The sequence below is a fragment of the Streptomyces sp. RP5T genome, from assembly GCF_003933965.1.
In the GTDB taxonomy this organism is placed as follows: domain Bacteria; phylum Actinomycetota; class Actinomycetes; order Streptomycetales; family Streptomycetaceae; genus Streptomyces.
The window spans coordinates 1-1,513 of sequence record NZ_RSAJ01001052.1; the positions used below are offsets into that span (position 1 = coordinate 1).

General features: G+C 74.6%; 2 protein-coding genes. One reads left to right on the forward strand and one right to left on the reverse strand.

From position 1 onward, the window contains the following. The coding region (locus EHS43_RS44380) for a response regulator transcription factor (RefSeq protein ID WP_148104336.1) at positions 1-533 on the forward strand (533 nt) is incomplete at its 5' end. A gap of 3 nt (positions 534-536) precedes the next feature. On the opposite strand, the gene EHS43_RS44385 is transcribed toward EHS43_RS44380, so the two are convergent. Then, positions 537-1,472: a dihydrodipicolinate synthase family protein gene (locus tag EHS43_RS44385; RefSeq protein ID WP_125196038.1), complete on the reverse strand. Its 936-nt coding sequence runs from the start codon at positions 1,470-1,472 to the stop codon at positions 537-539. Positions 1,473-1,513: the final 41 nt, after the last annotated feature.

Consider the following 1,513-nt stretch of genomic DNA (forward strand, 5'->3'; position numbering starts at 1 on the left):
GCGCGGTGCGGCCCGACCTGGTGGTCATGGACATCCGCATGCCCGACCTCGACGGCATCGAGGCGACCCGGCTCATCGCGGCCGACGAGGACCTCGCCGGGGTGCGGGTGCTGGTCCTGACCACCTACGACACCGACGAGCACATCGTCGAGGCGCTGCGCGCGGGCGCCTCCGGCTTCCTGGTCAAGGACACCCGGCCGGCCGAACTCCTCGACGCCATCCGCACGGTGGCGGCCGGCGAGGCGCTGCTGTCCCCGGGGCCCACGGGACGGCTGATCGAGCGGTTCCTGCGCACCCCCTCGGTACCGGTGGCGGGCGGCGGCCCCGAATGCCTCTCCGAGCGGGAGCGCGAGGTGCTGGCCCTGGTCGCGCGGGGCCTGAACAACACCGAGATCGCCGAGGCGCTGGGCCTGAGCCCGCTCACCGCGAAGACCCACGTCAGCCGGATCATGGGGAAGCTGGGGGCCCGGGACCGGGCCCAACTGGTCATCGTGGCCTACGAGTCGGGCATGGTGACGCCAGGAGCCCCGTAGGGCTCAGAGCAGCCCGGCCGCGGCCAGGAGCGCGCCCACCCGCTCCACCTCCGCCGCCGACAACGGCACCTGCGGCTCCGCCGTCACCGGGCAGTCGATCACGCCCCGCAGATGCAGCGCCGCCTTGAAGGCGCCCAGCGCCGACGAGGACGCGCCCATGCGGGCCGGGTCGCCCACCCGCACCATGCCGAACAGGGCGCACAGCCGCTCCTGTTCGGCCCGGGCCGCGGCCGGCTCACCCGCGCGGCACAGGCGGTCGAGACGGACGTACCCCTCGGGGTCGACGTTGGCCAGACCGGGCACCGCCCCGTCGGCGCCGACCGCGAGGGCCGCGTCGACGATGAGTTCCGAGCCGGTCAGCACGCTGAAGCCGGTGATGCCGGGGTGGGCGCGGGCGCCGGAGACGACCGTGCGGAAGCCGGCGAGGTCGCCGCTGGAGTCCTTGAGGCCGGCCAGCACGCCCTCGGCGGCCAGGTCCAGGACCACGTCGGCCGGGAGCTTGGTGTGCACACCGCTGGGCAGGTCGTAGGCGATCACCGGGACCGGGCTGCCGGCCGCGACCAGCCGGTAGTGGCGGGCGATCTCCCGCGGATGGGTGCTGGTGTAGAAGGGCGCCGTGACGACGACCGCGTCGGCGCCCGCGGCCGCGACGGCCCGTACATGGTCCAGGACCCGGGCCGTCGTCATGTCGATCACCCCGGCCAGCACCGGGAGCCGGCCCCCCACCCGGCCGGTCACCGTCTCCACCACCAGCCTGCGCTGGGCGTCGGTCAGGAAGGCCGCCTCGGACGTCGTACCGAGGACGAACAGGCCGTGCACGCCACCCGTGACCAGATGGTCGACGAGCCTGAGCAGCGAGGGGACGTCGACCTCGCGGTCCGGTGTCAGGGGCGTGCAGACGGGCGGGACGACTCCGGTCAGCGGGGCGGGAAGGTTCATCGGGGCTCCTCGGGATCGGCCGTCCCATGATCCTCCCGCAC

Excerpts from the sequence above, each read along its gene's own strand:
- EHS43_RS44385 (WP_125196038.1), bottom strand. The coding sequence starts at position 1,472 with ATGAACCTTCCCGCCCCGCTGACCGGAGTCGTCCCGCCCGTCTGCACG.